The organism is Hymenobacter artigasi (assembly GCF_012275535.1).
Lineage (GTDB): Bacteria > Bacteroidota > Bacteroidia > Cytophagales > Hymenobacteraceae > Hymenobacter > Hymenobacter artigasi.
Map to the genome: position 1 here is coordinate 825,953 of NZ_JAAVTK010000001.1, position 13,140 is coordinate 839,092.

Sequence of the window (13,140 nt, forward strand, 5' to 3'; positions counted from 1 at the left end):
GGAACAAGGCCATGCTAAGGGTGCACAAAATTAAACAATTTTGAGCGGAAATTCAACAAAAGCTACTTTGGTGGCCGTTCCAATTGCCTTCCTCTTCTATGCAGATACTAACTACCGCCGCCGGGTTGCAGGCCTATACCGAACAGGCGCGCCAAGCTGGCCAACGGGTAGGACTGGTGCCCACCATGGGCGCTTTGCACGCCGGCCACATCCAGCTGGTGCAGGTTGCCCGGGCCGAATGTAATGAGGTAATAGCCACCATCTTCGTTAATCCCACGCAGTTCAACAATGCCGATGATTTTCGGCTCTACCCGAGGGTGCCGGAGGCCGATGCGGCCCTGCTGGCCCCAGCCGGCTGCACGGCCTTATTCGTGCCTTCGGTGGAGGAAATGTACCCCCGGCCCACGGTGCTGCGGTTCGATTTCGGCGCTTTGGAACAAGTGATGGAAGGGGCGCACCGGCCCGGTCATTTCAACGGGGTGGCCACGGTGGTGAGCAAATTGTTCCACTTGGCCCGCCCACACCGGGCATATTTTGGCCAAAAGGACTGGCAGCAGGTGGCCGTGGTGAAACAGCTGGTGGCCGACCTCTCGTTCGACCTGGAAATTGTGGCTTGCCCGACAATCCGCGAAGCCGATGGGCTGGCCATGTCCTCGCGCAACCGCCGGCTCGATGCGCCCGCCCGCGCCGTGGCCCCGCTGCTCTACCAGGTGTTGAGCGCCGCCGCTGCTCAGGTGCAGCAGGGCGTAGCCCCGACCCAGGTGCAGGCCGATGCGTTGGCCGCGCTGGCCGAGGAGCCTAGCATTACCCCCGAATACGTGGAAATCGCCGATGCCCAGACCCTACAGCCGCTGGCCGAGTATGCGCCCGGCCGGGCCGTGGTGCTGTGCCTGGCCGCTCACCTGGGCGGCGTGCGGCTGATTGACAACGTGGTAGTGGGCGGGTAGGCCCAACTAATGTGGGGCGGAGGCGGGGTTTATCTTTGTGCCCCCAACCAAAACCTAATGGGCCAAGCTATGCACATTGAAGTAATGAAGTCCAAAATCCACCATGCAACGGTCACGCAGGCCGAATTGCACTACGTGGGCAGCGTGACAATTGACGAAGACCTCCTGGATGCCGCCAATTTTGTGGAGAACGAAAAGGTGACCGTGGTGAACGTGAACAACGGCGAGCGTTTCGAAACCTATACCATTCGCGGGGAGCGGGGCTCGGGCACCATTTGCCTGAACGGCCCGGCGGCGCGCAAAGTGGCGGTGGGCGATGTCGTCATCATATTCTCCTACGCACTGGTCGATTTTGCCGAAGCCCGGCAGCACAAGCCAACGGTTATTTTCCCCAACGAGCACAACCGTCTCTAAACCAATAGGTAAATGAGTGAATGGGTGAACAAGTCTCGCACTCATTCACCCATTCACTCATTTACCCATTCACCCATTGTAATTGATGAAACACCTGCTGACGATTGTTAAGTACCTGCTGCTGCTGAGTATTTCGGGGGCGCTGATGTGGTACGCGGTGCGGGGGCAGGACCTGTCGCGCATCGGGCACTACATTGCCACGGCCAATTATTTCTGGCTCACGCTCACGCTTACGCTGTCGGCGCTGGGCTATTTCAGCCGGGCCTATCGTTGGCAGATGCAACTCAACGCTTCCCAAACGCCAGCCCCGTACTGGGCTGTGTACCACGCCATGATGGTAGGCTACCTGGCCAATCTGGTGCTGCCGCGCATGGGCGAGGTCATCCGCTGTTCGGTGCTGCGGCGCACGAGCGGCGTGCCCGTGCAGGTGGCGCTGGGCACGGTGGTGACGGAGCGCGTGATTGACGTACTGGTGCTATTGGGTCTGATTACCAGCCTGCTGCTGCTGGATTTCAATACCTTCTGGAATTTTGTGACGGTGCAGGTGCTGGGCGGGCGCTACGAGACGCTGGCCCGCAACCGGACGCCGCTGCTCATCGCGGCCATTATTGGCGGGGTGCTGCTGTTGGCCACGGGCTACGCACTGTTCCGCAACCTGGAGCGCCTGCGGCAAAATGCTTTCTTCAACAAAGGTGTGCTGTTTGTGAAAGGCCTGCTGGCAGGGGTATTCAGCATTTTGAAGATGGAGAATAAGGGCGTGTTTTTGCTCCACACGCTGTTTACCTGGGGCGTATATTACCTTATGGACTACCTGGCCTTTTTCTGCTTTCCCGAAACCTATAATCTTGACATGAAGGCCGGTTTGGCCGTGCTCACCTTCGGGGCCTTTGGCATGGCCGCGCCGGTGGCGGGCGGCATCGGGCCGTTCCACGTCATGGTGCAGGGCATTCTGCTGGTGTACGGCGTGAGCAAAGAGGCCGGTATTGCCTACGCCCTGGTGGTGCACGGGGCCCAAACGCTGCTGGTGGTGCTCATGGGTGGCATCAGCTTCGTGGCCGTGGCCGCCGCCGACAAGCGCAGCCTGCTCACCGAAGCCGAAGCCCTGGCCGACGAACCGCTGACATCTGAGTTATGAGTTAAAAGTTAGGAGTTAAGAGTTGCAAACGAGCAAACAGCCAACGCTTTGTTCAATCAGGAAACTCTTAACTCCTAACCTTTAACTCATAACTCCTAACTCCCTTCCCATGTGGACGAAAGATAAAATCCTGACCCGCGAGCAGCTGCCGGCCACGCTGGCCCACTGGCGCGCGCAAGGCCGCAAAGTGGTGTTCACCAACGGCTGCTTCGATTTGCTGCATCTCGGCCACGTCGACTACCTGGAGCAGGCCCGGCATCTGGGCGATGCCCTGGTGGTGGGCCTGAATACCGATGCCTCGGTGCGCTGCCTCAAGCCCGGCCGGCCCATTCAGGACGAAGAGGCCCGGGCCCGCATTCTGGCCGCGCTGGCCTTTGTAGATGCCGTGGTGCTCTTTGGCGAGCCCACGCCCCTGGCGCTCATCGAGCTGGTGCAGCCCGATATCCTGGTGAAGGGTGACGACTACGCCGTGGAGCGCATAGTGGGCCACGAGATGGTGCTGGCCCGAGGCGGGCAGGTGCTCACGGTGCCGCTGGTGGCGGGCTACAGCACCTCGCGCATCGTGGCGCACATCATCGCCACGCAGTAGCCACTTTGGCAGAACCGTAAATACTGCATCTTTTTTGCAGAGAAGGTGTTTTGATAGCAACACTCGGCATTTTGCCGCGCGTGCTTCTTCATTTCACTCTCTCCCCATGTCTTCTTCCTATTTGCTCATCATTGTGCTGATGGCTGCCAGTTGGGCCGTTCAATGGCGGCTGCGCAGCAAGTTTAAACAGTATGCCCAGATTGGGTTGAGCTCGGGCCTGAGCGGGGCCGAAATCGCGACCCGCATGCTGGCCGACCACGGCATCTACGATGTCCGCATCATCAGCACCACCGGCCAGCTCACCGACCACTACAATCCCACCGATAAAACCGTGAACCTGAGCGAAGGCGTGTACGCCGAGCGCAGTGCGGCCGCGGCTGCTATTGCGGCCCATGAGTGCGGCCACGCCGTGCAGCACGCCACGGCGTATTCCATGCTGCAATTCCGGTCGGCTATGGTGCCGGCCCTCACGGCGGTATCGAAATGGATGCCCTTCATTCTGATTGCCGGCATCTTTATGATTAACCGGAGTGTGATTCCGCTGGGCGTGGGCATTGGCTTGTTTGCCCTCACCACGCTGTTCTCGTTCATCACGCTGCCGGTCGAGTTCGATGCCTCTCGCCGGGCCCTGGCCTGGATGGACAAGCGCGGTGTGGTAACCGTGCAGGAGCACGCCATGGCCAAAGACGCGCTCTGGTGGGCTGCCATGACCTACGTGGTAGCCGCCCTGGCCTCGCTGGCCACGTTGCTTTATTACGTGAGTATTTTCATGCGCCGCCGGTAAGGTACTGTTGCATTTTTGCTAAAAGAGCCGCCATTCTGCTTGCAGCGTGGCGGCTCTTTTTATGGCCGGCCCCTGGGTAGGAAATGGTGGATAGGACAAGCTAATGGGTTTATTTTAAAATAAACTATCTAAATATTAAATAGTATTGCTTTTCGAAATCAAAACTACTAATTTGTCAGCCCTTTCCTCCTGTTGCCTGCACCATGGCTTAGCCTCCGACAGCTTATTGGTCAGCAGGTTCACTGTATTGAATCTGCCAATGCGATGATTCTTTCTACCCCCACGGCCCTGGTGGCGGCCGCGCCCACACTACTCCGGCAAGGCCTGGTAGCAACCCTACGGGAGCAATGGCCCCAGCTCCAGCTCACCCTCACCGCCGATGCCACGCAGCTGGTGGAACTGGTCGGTCATTATGCCTTCAGCCTGCTGGTGCTGGATGAGCAGCTGCCCGGCCGGAACCTGCCCGAGCTGCTCAGCCGGCTGCAACGGGCCCGGCCCGGCCTGCGCTCAGTAGTGCTGACGGACCACCAGCTGCCCGCTTTGCCACCGGCCGGCCCCGGCCAGCCCCTGCAACTGTCTCGCCAGGTGCTGCCCCACGCCTTGGTTGGGGCGCTGGCGCAGTGGCTGGATGCGCCAACCAGCCCTGCTGGCACCAGCCGTTCCCCACGGGCCTGCGCCGTGCCCGACCCCTTCAGCCGGCGCGAGCTGGAAGTATTGCGCCTGGTGGTGGCCGACCATTGCAACGAGGAAATTGCCAATTGCCTCTGCCTGAGCGTACGCACCGTGGAAAGCCACCGCCGCATGCTGCTTCAAAAAGCCGGCACCCGCACGCTGGTCGGCCTGGCCGCCCGCGCCGTGCGCGAGGGCTGGGTGGCGTGAGTAGCGAGTGGCGCCAACCCATTCGCGCTACGCTGCCTGACAAATAAAAAGCCCGGGCTGCTGGAATTTTCCAGCGGCCCGGGCTTTTTATTTGTGCACAGGTTACTACCCCAGCTTCTTGTATCGCACGCGCTTCGGCTCTACATCGCCCAGGCGCTTGCGCTTGGCTTCTTCGTAGTCGGAGAAGTTGCCCTCAAACCACACCACTTCCGAGTCGCCCTCGAAGGCTAGGATGTGCGTGGCCAGTCGGTCTAGGAACCACCGGTCGTGGCTGATGATGACGGCACAGCCGGCAAAGTTTTCCAGCGCATCCTCCAGCGCCCGGATGGCGTTTACGTCCAGGTCGTTGGTAGGCTCATCGAGCAGCAATAAGTTTGCTCCCTGCTTAAGAGTCATGGCCAGGTGCACGCGGTTTTTCTCGCCGCCCGAGAGCGTGCCCACTTTCTTCTCCTGGTCGCCGCCGCCAAAGTTGAACTTGCTCACGTAGGCGCGGGAGTTCACGGGCCGGCCAGCCATGAGCATGGTTTCGGTGCCGCCCGTGATTGTGTCGAACACCGACTTGCTGCCGTCTAAAGTGTCGTGCTGCTGGTCGATGTAGGCCGTCTGTACCGTGGGGCCGACTTCGAACGTGCCCGCGTCGGGCTGCAGCTGGTCGGTTATCATGCGGAACAGGGTAGTTTTGCCCGCACCGTTCGGCCCGATGATGCCCACGATACCACCCTGCGGCAGCGCAAAGCTCAGGTTCTGGAACAATAGCTTGTCGCCAAAAGCCTTGGTAATGCCCTCCGCCTCAATCACCTGCGCTCCCAGACGCGGGCCGTCCGGAATGAACAGCTCCAGCTTCTGTTCCTTATCCTTGGCTTCTTCGCTGGCCAGCTTGTCGTAGTTGGCCAGGCGGGCTTTGCCCTTGCTCTGGCGGGCTTTGGGCGACATCCGCACCCATTCCAGTTCGCGCTGCAGGGTTTTGGCGCGCTTGCTCTCGGAGTTTTCCTCCTTGGCCATGCGGTCGGTTTTCTGCTCCAGCCAGCTGCTGTAGTTGCCCTTCCACGGAATGCCTGAGCCGCGGTCCAGTTCCAGAATCCAGCCGGCTACGTTGTCGAGGAAGTACCGGTCGTGGGTCACGGCAATCACGGTGCCTTTGTACTGCTGCAGGTGCTGCTCCAGCCAGTACACGCTTTCGGCGTCGAGGTGGTTGGTAGGCTCGTCCAGCAGCAATACATCTGGTTCCTGTAGCAGCAGGCGGCACAGGGCCACGCGGCGCTTCTCACCGCCGCTTAGGTTGCCGATGATGGCGTCTTCGGGTGGGGTGCGCAGGGCGTCCATGGCGCGCTCCAGCTTGGTGTCGAGGTTCCATGCGTCGAGCTGGTCGAGGCGCTCCTGCACCTTGCCCTGGCGGTCGAGCAGCTTGTCGAAGTCGGCGTCTTCGGCTCCGAAGGCCTCGTTGATTTCGTCGTATTCCTTCAGCAGGGCCACGGTTTCGGCGGCGCCTTCTTCCACCACCTCGCGCACGGTTTTGGTGGGGTCGAGCTGGGGCTCTTGCTCCAGGTAGCCCACCGAGTAGCCCGGCGAGAACACCACTTCGCCCTGAAACTGCTTATCAACGCCGGCAATAATTTTCAGCAAACTCGACTTGCCCGAGCCGTTGAGGCCCAGCACGCCGATTTTGGCCCCGTAAAAAAACGAGAGGTAGATGTTTTTGAGAACTTGCTTCTGCGGCGGGTAAATCTTACTCACGCCGGCCATGCTGAAAATAATGGTCTGGTCGCTCATGGGGTGGGGGTGGGGCTAATGAAAGAAATGCAGCTGCAAAGAACGACAGCCGCCGCTTGCAACCCACACCCCGGCCCCAGGTTCTAAAAACGAGTTGGTCTGGCCGATACCGCCGAATGCGCCGGTTTCGCCTGGGTTTAACGAATGGTACATCTTTTCATCACGTTTTTACCGTAAACTTGTAGTCCCTTCCCGGTCTGCGTTTCAGCGGCAGCCCCTACCTTCTTTTTTGCCCCTCCTACCCAAGTACCCCACCCTCCTACCTACGAGCTTACTATCTGTTATGGAACCAACCGACCACCTACTGGCCGAAGCCAAGCGCTACGGCTATGTGGAAGCCGACGGCGTATGGCTACACCCCGTGCTGGGCCAGCCCGCCCGCCAGATTGGCTTAGTCAAAGATTCGGACGATGCCGCCCTGCGGTACTTCAGCCAACGTTTTGAAACCCTGCGCGCCAAAGTCGATTCGCTGCTGGAAAAAATGCAGGCCAGCGACAACAAAGGCTCCTTCCTGATGAAGGCCCTGCACCTCAAAGAGCAGCTCCTGACCCACGACGGCCTCGGCGATTTTGCCAGCCTGCACCGCCGCCTCACCGAGGCCGAGGATGCCATTGCCGTGACCGTGGTTCGCAACCGCGAAAAAAATCTGGCCACCAAAATCAGCTTCATCCACGAAGCCGAAGCCCTCAGCGAAAGCGTGGAGTGGATATCGGCCAGCGAGAAGGTGAAGGACCTGCGCCAGGGCTGGCTCAAAACCGGCCCCATCGACAAAGCCATGACCGACGAGCTGGAACACCGCTTCCAGACGGCCATTCAAGTATTTTTCGACCGCCGCAAGTCCTTTCAGTCCGATAAGAAGGCCATGGCCAACCGGGTGCAAACCCGTTACCGCGACCTTATTCAGCAGGCCGAAGCCCTCAAAAATTCCGACCAGTTCGAAACCACCTCGCGCCAGCTCAAAGTGCTGCAGCAGGCCTGGCGCGACGTCAACGGCAACCTGCCCAAAAAACAGGCTTCCGAACTCTGGACGCGCTTTCGGGCCGCCAACAACCACTTTTTTGAGCGCCTCAAGGTGCACATTGCCGCGCAGCAGTCGGCCGGTGCCCCCGGTGCCCCCGCCACGCCCGAAGTGCTGCTGGCCCGCAAACGCTCCCTGGCCGAGCGCGCCGAAGCCCTGATGGCCATCCCGCCGCAGGAAGCCATTCATCAGGCCAAGTCCCTGCAAGCCGAGTGGAAGCAGGTGGGCACCGTGCGCGGCGAGGAGTCGGACCGCATCTGGCAGCGTTTTATGGTGGCCTGCGATAAGATTTTTGAGCTCAGCGCCCTCGAATATCACCTGCGCAAGCGCGCCGATGGGGCCCCTATGCCTACCGCCCCGGCCGAGCGCGCCCGCTTCCGGGCCAGCACCCTACGCGAGCTGCTCAAGGACGACCACGAGGAGCTTAACACGCTGCGTGCCAACCTCGACAACCTCAGCCCCAGCGCCGCCAACGACGCTTTCCGGCAGATGCTGCAAACCAAAATTCGGTCGTTTGAACGCAAAATTCGCACGAAAAACGACCTGATTGAATTATTCAGCCAGCAGGCGCAGACGGCAGGCTAACCTTGGCCGATATTTTGCGTTGTCGGTTTCACCGGCCCTACCGTTTGTATCTTGACGGGAAACTGTTACCTTCGCCCACCCTTTTTTATCCGCTTCATTATGTATTGGACACTCGAACTTGCTTCCTACCTGGAAGATGCTCCCTGGCCCGCCACCAAAGACGAACTGATTGACTTTTCTATCCGCTCGGGTGCGCCCATGGAGGTAGTTGAGAACCTGCAAGCCCTGGAAGACGACGGCCAGCCCTACGAAAACATCGAGGAAGTATGGCCCGACTACCCGACCAAGGAGGACTTCATGTTCAACGAGGACGAGTATTAATGGTGCTTGGTGCTTGGCTTTTTTGCTAACAATGGACCAAGCACCAGGCACTAGCCACCAGGCACTAAAAATCGAAGATTTGGTTGCGGGCTACCCCGGTAGGGTGTTGGTCCGCAACCTTTTTTTGTGCCTGCCCGCGCCGGCTTTCGTGGCCGTGGTGGGGCACAACGGCAGCGGCAAAACCACGCTTTTTCGGGTGCTCACGGGCCAGCTGCCTTACGAAGGCAGTGCCCAACTGCACGGCCACGAAGTGCGCGACCTGCGCCGCGCCGCTACAGCTGGCCTGCTGGGTTACCTGCCGCAGCGCGGCAGCCTCGACTTTGCCATTGCCGTGCGCGAGCTGGTGGTAATGGGCCGCTACCGCCACCACGGCTTGCTAAGCTCCTATGCCCCGGCCGATTATATCTTGGCCGATGCCGCCCTGGCCCGTGTGGGCATGGCCCACCTGGCCGCCCGCGATTTCACCCAGCTCTCCGGTGGCGAGCAGCAGCTGGTGTGGCTGGCCCAGCTCAGCCTGCAGGATGCGCAAGTGTATTTGCTCGATGAGCCCACCCAGCAGCTCGATGTGTACTACCGCCGCCAGGTGTTCAGCCTGGTGCACGACTGGGCCACCCAGCAGGGCAAAACCGTGCTGTGCAGCACCCACGACCTCGACAACCTGCCCGCCCTCACCGGCTATTTACTGAATCTTTCGGAGCCGCAGCCGCAGCTACGCCCCCTGTCCGAAGCTACGGTGCGCGAGGCCCGGACATGGCTGGAACAGGCGCCTTTGGGAGGTATGAGTTAAGAGTTAGGAGTGCAGAGTTAAGAGTTTGTAGTACCCATTAACTCTTAACTCTGCACTCTTAACTCCTAACTCCTTTTCCCCGGTCGGCCGCGCAGGACCTGCCCGATGGACCGCATAAACGGCCCCGCCGATACCGAATTCATCACCCGCAGGTTATCGGTCCAGGAAGTTTGCTCATCCAGAAAGCGGAAGATGCGCTCCACCGGGTTGCGCTCGAAGAGCTGCCGGAAGATGTCCCTCGTTGTTTCGCCCCGCCGCTGCATGATGTCGAGCAACAGCGTGTCGAACAGTTGGAACTGCCATTTGTCGCCGGTGGCGTTGGTGGGTGGGTGGCCGGTGGTGGCCAGCGCCGCTACCAGCCGCGCCGAGTGCTGCTGAATGCGCTTGAAAGCGTAGCCGGTGCTGGGCTTGGCCCGCCCGCCCCGCGTGCCCAGGTTGATGATGTGCGCGCCGTTGCGGGCCGGCAGCGGGTGGTCTGTCATCGGAATTGCCCCCACTTCCTCGGCTATAATACGGTACGTTTTCAGCCCGAGCACGTCGCTTAAATACGCGCGAATTGCCGCTTCATACTCCGCTTTGGGTAATACGGTTTCCGAAAACAACGTGTACTCGACCAAGGCTTTGCGTGCCGAAAAAGGCAGCACGTAGATAAACCGCGCCTCGTGCTGCTGGGCGCCGCGAAAATCCATGAATTCCACCGTGGCGGGGTCGAAAACGTCGGATTCGGTTTCGATTTCCCAGCCCACGAAGTGCTGTAGCAGGTAGCGGTGCTTCTCGGGCTGCCGCAGCTGCACCAGGTTGGGCGGGCGGCTGTCGAAGGCGTAGCGGGCGGTATAGGTATCGCCATTTGCCGTGGTGACGCGTGTGCCAGCCGGGGTGTTTTCCAACTGCTCGACATTGCCGTGCACCCGTGTGAATTGCGGATTATGGGCCAGCGCATGCTGCACGAATCGGTAGTAATCCAGCCCGTTGATGGTTTTGTAGCGGTAGCGGCCCAGGTCAATTACACGCTCGAAGCCGGGGCTGCGGAAGGCAATTTTGCGCCACTCGTGCGCTACAATATCGTCGAACATTCCCGGCTCATCGGCCCAGAACGACCAGGTGCGGTCGTTCTGCGTCTTGGCATCGGGCTCAATAATCAGCACTTTCTTGCCGGCAAGCCGGGGTTCCTGCGCAATGTGGTACGCCAGGCTGAGCCCCGCCGCGCCGCCGCCCACAATGAGGTAATCAAATTCCGGAATAGCGGCGGCAGCAGTTGATGACATAAGAGAAAACCCGCCAAACCGGCGGCAAACGAACGAAGCTAACTACAAAAAAAGCCGCTCCCGAAGAAGCGGCTTTCCAATCCAATGGTTTCGAAACCGAATAGCACCGACTACAAAATCCGTGAAATCCGCTAAATCCGTGGTCCTAGAAGTTCGGCGACAGCAGGTACTTGTGGTAGAAGTCGTCGATGATTTTCACGGCTTCGCTCGCATCGTCCACAATCTGCACCAACTGCATGTCCTCGGCCGAGATGTTGTGCTCCTCGTGCAGCATCACGTCCTCAATCCACTTAAACAGGCCGTTCCAGTAGGCCGAGCCCACCAGTACGATGGGGAAGCGGCTGATTTTCTTGGTCTGAATCAGGGTCATGGCCTCAAACAGCTCGTCGAGGGTACCGAAGCCGCCGGGCATGCCCACGAAGGCCTGTGCGTACTTCACAAACATCACCTTCCGCACAAAGAAGTAGTCAAAGTTGATGCACTTGTCCTGGTCGATGTATATGTTGTGGGTTTGCTCGAAAGGCAGCTCAATGTTGAGGCCCACCGACTTGCCGCCCTCGGCGCGGGCACCCTTGTTGCCGGCTTCCATGATGCCGGGGCCGCCGCCCGTGATAACGCCGTAGCCGTGACGCACCAGCTTCGAGGCAATTTCCTCGGCCAGCTGGTAGTAGGGGTTGTCGGGCTTGGTGCGGGCCGAGCCGAAGATGCTCACGCAAGGACCAATTTTGGACATCTTCTCGAAGCCCTCCACAAACTCGGCCATCACCTTGAAAATCTGCCAGGAGTCGGCGATTTTAATCTCGTTCCAGTCCTTGTCCACGAAGGCTTTGCGCAGGCGCTGCTCGTCATCGATGGCCATGGCGGTCTGGCCATTGGTGGTCTGGCGCATCTCCGTGATGGAGGTAAGCTTATCGTCGTTGACGTTGGGTTGCGTGATGGTCTTGCCGCTGCCGGCATTCAGCATGTCGTCGGAGAGTTTGGTCTTGCTGGTCTTAGCTTTTTTGATTGTAGACATATTATTCAATTGGGAATTCCTTCAAAAGCAAAATCGCCCCGGATGCGGGGCGACCAAAAGTAGGGCGTCAAAGTTATCGAATTGTTATCAAATAAAAATGCCTTTTAAAAATGTGAAAGATGAGTAAATGTGCAGAATGTGGGAAATGAGTAATGCCGTTAGTTTATCAAAGCGCTTACTTCCCACATTTCTACATTCTCACATCTTTCACATTTAAAAAAATTACACCAGCTGGCGCAGTGCCATTTCGAACGAGCGCTGCGCAATGCCGGTGGGCTGTGCGTTCTCGGCGTGGGTGCGCCCCAGGGCCGCGCCGATGATGCGCGACGTATCGGCAAAAATGGCCTGGTCGGTGATTTCGGCGCCGGTTTCCATGAGGTAGGCAAACACGCGGGCCATGCCGCAGTTGGCAATAAAATCGGGGATAACGGCCGTGCGCTCGTCGGCAAAGACGCCGGTGGGGCCGAAGAAAATCTCGGGGTCGGCAAACGGCACGTTGGCCCCACAGCTGATAACCTTGAGGCCACCGGCCACCAATTGCTCCACCTGCGCCTGCGTCACGAGGCGCGACGAAGCCGCCGGAATAAAAATATCGGCCCCCATGGCCCACACTTTCTCATTCACTTCCTCGAAGGAGAGCAGGTTGTCGGCGGTGAGCGCATTGCCCTGGCGGGCCAGCAGCAGCGCCCGGATTTCTTCCAGCCCGAAGCCCTCGGCGTTCAGCAGCCCGCCGGCCCGGTCGATAATGCCCACGATGCGCACGCCCTGGCCGGCCAGGTAATAGGCCGCCGCCGCGCCCACATTGCCCCAGCCCTGAATGATGGCCCGCTGCCCGCGCAGCTCGGTGCCGGGCCAGAGGCGGTAGTAGTGGCGCACGGCCTCGGCCACGCCGTAGCCGGTGATGAGGTCGGCCACGGTGTACTTGCGGGCCAGATTGGGCGAGAAGGTGGCGTCTTCCACCACTTTGATTACGCCCTGTCGGAGTTGGCCGAGTTTCTGAATTTTCTGGGGTTCGGTGGCGTGGTAGTGGCCGTTCACCACGCCTTCCTGCGGGTGCCAGAGGCCGTATTCCTCGGTGATGGCGATGACTTCGTGAATCTCGTCCACGTTGAGGTCGCCGCCAGTGCCGTAATAATTTTTCAGCAGCGGGAACACGGCGCGGTACCAGCGCTCCAGCACGCCGCGCTTGCGGGGGTCCTGCGGGTCGAAGTTGATGCCCGACTTGGCCCCGCCAATGGCCGGCCCGGAAACCGTGAACTTTACCTCCATTGTTTTGGCCAGGCTTTCTACTTCGCGCTTGTCCAGCCCCTTGCGCATGCGGGTGCCGCCGCCGGCGGCTCCGCCCCGTAAGGAGTTGATAACGACCCAGCCTTCGGCTTCGGTTTCGGCGTCTTTCCATTCGAAGACGATTTCGGGGCGCTTGTTTTCAAACTTGGTGAGGAGGTCGAGCATAGGGTGGGAATAGTAAAAGAATCTGCCAATGAGCAGAGCCGCAAAGGTAGCGCCCGCCCCCGAAGTGGGTGGACGTCGGAAATAGCATTCCAGTAAGAAATGAAAATGAATAAATATTATAGTATTCTAGGAATAACAAACCCCTTTACCCCTATTTTGCGTAATGATTCGGAACTACA

13 protein-coding genes are annotated in these 13,140 nt (G+C 59.5%); 9 read left to right on the forward strand and 4 right to left on the reverse strand.

Annotated elements, in window-relative coordinates; genetic code table 11:
- Positions 1–98 precede the first annotated feature (98 nt).
- From panC to HBN54_RS03340, 6 genes are all read left to right on the forward strand, one after another.
- A complete protein-coding gene (panC, locus tag HBN54_RS03315) occupies positions 99–947 on the forward strand; it encodes a pantoate--beta-alanine ligase (protein ID WP_168671701.1) in 849 nt (282 codons plus the stop codon).
- Positions 948–1,016: 69 nt separating this feature from the next.
- On the forward strand, positions 1,017–1,361 hold the full coding sequence (gene panD / locus HBN54_RS03320) for an aspartate 1-decarboxylase (RefSeq protein WP_168671702.1): 345 nt from the start codon (positions 1,017–1,019) through the stop codon (positions 1,359–1,361).
- Positions 1,362–1,446: 85 nt separating this feature from the next.
- Positions 1,447–2,496 carry a lysylphosphatidylglycerol synthase transmembrane domain-containing protein gene (locus HBN54_RS03325; protein WP_168671703.1) on the forward strand — a complete coding sequence of 350 codons (1,050 nt, stop codon included), beginning with the start codon at positions 1,447–1,449 and terminating at the stop codon, positions 2,494–2,496.
- 109 nt (positions 2,497–2,605) lie between these two features.
- A complete protein-coding gene (gene rfaE2, locus HBN54_RS03330) occupies positions 2,606–3,085 on the forward strand; it encodes a D-glycero-beta-D-manno-heptose 1-phosphate adenylyltransferase (RefSeq protein ID WP_168671704.1) in 480 nt (159 codons plus the stop codon).
- 106 nt (positions 3,086–3,191) lie between these two features.
- Positions 3,192–3,869, forward strand: coding sequence for a zinc metallopeptidase (locus HBN54_RS03335; protein WP_210427916.1), 678 nt, complete (start codon positions 3,192–3,194; stop codon positions 3,867–3,869).
- Between the two features lie 264 nt (positions 3,870–4,133).
- Positions 4,134–4,748 carry a response regulator transcription factor gene (locus HBN54_RS03340; RefSeq protein ID WP_168671705.1) on the forward strand — a complete coding sequence of 205 codons (615 nt, stop codon included), beginning with the start codon at positions 4,134–4,136 and terminating at the stop codon, positions 4,746–4,748.
- A 105-nt stretch (positions 4,749–4,853) separates the two neighbouring features.
- Here HBN54_RS03340 and ettA read toward each other — a convergent pair whose 3' ends face one another.
- Positions 4,854–6,518: an energy-dependent translational throttle protein EttA gene (gene ettA / locus HBN54_RS03345; RefSeq protein WP_168671706.1), complete on the reverse strand. Its 1,665-nt coding sequence runs from the start codon at positions 6,516–6,518 to the stop codon at positions 4,854–4,856.
- 283 nt (positions 6,519–6,801) lie between these two features.
- On the opposite strand from ettA, the gene HBN54_RS03350 reads away from it, so the two are divergent.
- The 3 genes from HBN54_RS03350 (at position 6,802) to HBN54_RS03360 (ending at position 9,229) form a co-directional block, all read left to right on the forward strand.
- The gene (locus tag HBN54_RS03350; RefSeq protein WP_168671707.1) at positions 6,802–8,121 is read left to right on the forward strand and encodes a DUF349 domain-containing protein; all 1,320 of its coding nucleotides are present in this window, start codon (positions 6,802–6,804) and stop codon (positions 8,119–8,121) included.
- 99 nt (positions 8,122–8,220) lie between these two features.
- Complete coding sequence (locus HBN54_RS03355; protein WP_035561220.1) at positions 8,221–8,442, forward strand: DUF2795 domain-containing protein; 222 nt, start codon at positions 8,221–8,223, stop codon at positions 8,440–8,442.
- Between the two features lie 31 nt (positions 8,443–8,473).
- Complete coding sequence (locus HBN54_RS03360) at positions 8,474–9,229, forward strand: ABC transporter ATP-binding protein (RefSeq protein WP_168671708.1); 756 nt, start codon at positions 8,474–8,476, stop codon at positions 9,227–9,229.
- Between the two features lie 65 nt (positions 9,230–9,294).
- Here the strand turns inward: HBN54_RS03360 and HBN54_RS03365 are convergent, their stop codons facing one another.
- From HBN54_RS03365 to HBN54_RS03375, 3 genes are all read right to left on the reverse strand, one after another.
- The gene (locus HBN54_RS03365; protein ID WP_168671709.1) at positions 9,295–10,494 is read right to left on the reverse strand and encodes a lycopene cyclase family protein; all 1,200 of its coding nucleotides are present in this window, start codon (positions 10,492–10,494) and stop codon (positions 9,295–9,297) included.
- A gap of 145 nt (positions 10,495–10,639) precedes the next feature.
- Positions 10,640–11,383 (reverse strand): LOG family protein, encoded by a 744-nt coding sequence (locus HBN54_RS03370; protein ID WP_235955380.1) that lies wholly within the window; start codon positions 11,381–11,383, stop codon positions 10,640–10,642.
- 348 nt (positions 11,384–11,731) lie between these two features.
- The gene (locus tag HBN54_RS03375; protein ID WP_168671711.1) at positions 11,732–12,961 is read right to left on the reverse strand and encodes a Glu/Leu/Phe/Val dehydrogenase dimerization domain-containing protein; all 1,230 of its coding nucleotides are present in this window, start codon (positions 12,959–12,961) and stop codon (positions 11,732–11,734) included.
- Positions 12,962–13,140: the final 179 nt, after the last annotated feature.

What these genes read in the sequence shown, in the direction of transcription:
- panC (WP_168671701.1), top strand. Translation starts at nt 99, where the DNA reads ATGCAGATACTAACTACCGCCGCCGGGTTGCAGGCCTATACCGAACAG.
- panD (WP_168671702.1), top strand. Translation starts at nt 1,017, where the DNA reads ATGCACATTGAAGTAATGAAGTCCAAAATCCACCATGCAACGGTCACG.
- HBN54_RS03325 (WP_168671703.1), top strand. Translation starts at nt 1,447, where the DNA reads ATGAAACACCTGCTGACGATTGTTAAGTACCTGCTGCTGCTGAGTATT.
- rfaE2 (WP_168671704.1), top strand. Translation starts at nt 2,606, where the DNA reads ATGTGGACGAAAGATAAAATCCTGACCCGCGAGCAGCTGCCGGCCACG.
- HBN54_RS03335 (WP_210427916.1), top strand. Translation starts at nt 3,192, where the DNA reads ATGTCTTCTTCCTATTTGCTCATCATTGTGCTGATGGCTGCCAGTTGG.
- HBN54_RS03340 (WP_168671705.1), top strand. Translation starts at nt 4,134, where the DNA reads ATGATTCTTTCTACCCCCACGGCCCTGGTGGCGGCCGCGCCCACACTA.
- ettA (WP_168671706.1), bottom strand. Translation starts at nt 6,518, where the DNA reads ATGAGCGACCAGACCATTATTTTCAGCATGGCCGGCGTGAGTAAGATT.
- HBN54_RS03350 (WP_168671707.1), top strand. Translation starts at nt 6,802, where the DNA reads ATGGAACCAACCGACCACCTACTGGCCGAAGCCAAGCGCTACGGCTAT.
- HBN54_RS03355 (WP_035561220.1), top strand. Translation starts at nt 8,221, where the DNA reads ATGTATTGGACACTCGAACTTGCTTCCTACCTGGAAGATGCTCCCTGG.
- HBN54_RS03360 (WP_168671708.1), top strand. Translation starts at nt 8,474, where the DNA reads ATGGACCAAGCACCAGGCACTAGCCACCAGGCACTAAAAATCGAAGAT.
- HBN54_RS03365 (WP_168671709.1), bottom strand. Translation starts at nt 10,494, where the DNA reads ATGTCATCAACTGCTGCCGCCGCTATTCCGGAATTTGATTACCTCATT.
- HBN54_RS03370 (WP_235955380.1), bottom strand. Translation starts at nt 11,383, where the DNA reads ATGCGCCAGACCACCAATGGCCAGACCGCCATGGCCATCGATGACGAG.
- HBN54_RS03375 (WP_168671711.1), bottom strand. Translation starts at nt 12,961, where the DNA reads ATGCTCGACCTCCTCACCAAGTTTGAAAACAAGCGCCCCGAAATCGTC.